The organism is Mesorhizobium sp. M5C.F.Ca.IN.020.32.2.1 (assembly GCF_004023105.1).
Lineage (GTDB): Bacteria > Pseudomonadota > Alphaproteobacteria > Rhizobiales > Rhizobiaceae > Mesorhizobium > Mesorhizobium wenxiniae.
Window position 1 is genome coordinate 1 of record NZ_RZSX01001470.1, and the last position, 786, is coordinate 786.

Here is a 786-nt window from a genome sequence, read left to right on the forward strand (position 1 = left end):
ACATGTGGCCGAGCACGATGGCAGTGCGTGACGGCCCGAAGCCAATGAGGTTGACCAGTATCAGCAGCGAGATGCCGACGATCACGCCGGGGATCAGGATCGGTAGTCGCGCGATGGCGCTGATCGTGGCGGCAAGCGGCGAGCGGCCGTAGAGGTCCATATAGGACACTGTGATGCCGCAGAGCGTCGCGCCGGTGGCGGCAGTTGCACCGATGACGAGGCTGTTCCCAAGCGCGCCGGAGAGCGCCGAATTGCCGAACAGCGTCGCATACCATTCCAACGTGAAGCCTTGCAGCGGAAACGCCGCCTGGATCGAATTGTTGAAGGAAAACAGCGGGATCAGCAGTATCGGCAAGTACAGGAACACCAGATAGGCAAGGACATAGGCGCCCAGCCAACCGCCGCCCTGCTTTGCATCGATACGCGCCGTGTTCATGTCCGGCTGCCAAATCTGCGGTCGGCGGAACGCACCATCAGCACCACGGCAAGGATGACCAGCATGACGGCGACGGCGAGTGCGGCGCCGAACGGCCAGTCATTGGCCTTGCCGAACTGGGCCTGGATCAGCGAGCCGATCATGGTGCTGGCAGGGCCGCCGACCAGCGCCGGAGTGACGTAGTCGCCGACCGTCGGCACGAAGACGACGAGAGCAGCCGCCAGCACCCCCGGCATCGAATTCGGCAGCACGACGCGGCGGAAGCTGGTGAACGGTCTGGCGCCGAGGTCGGAAGCGGCTTCGAGCAGCGATTTCGGGATCGTGTCCAGCGCCACATAGATGGGCAGGAT

1 protein-coding gene and 1 pseudogene are annotated in these 786 nt (G+C 64.0%); both read right to left on the bottom strand.

Going from position 1 to position 786, the window contains the following annotated elements:
• Positions 1 to 436 (bottom strand): annotated as a pseudogene (locus EOA86_RS36840) (ABC transporter permease); the annotation flags it as partial.
• Positions 433 to 786 (bottom strand): ABC transporter permease (locus EOA86_RS36845; protein ID WP_164892422.1); only part of this gene is annotated, 354 nt, incomplete at its 5' end. The pseudogene EOA86_RS36840 and the gene EOA86_RS36845, both read right to left, overlap by 4 nt.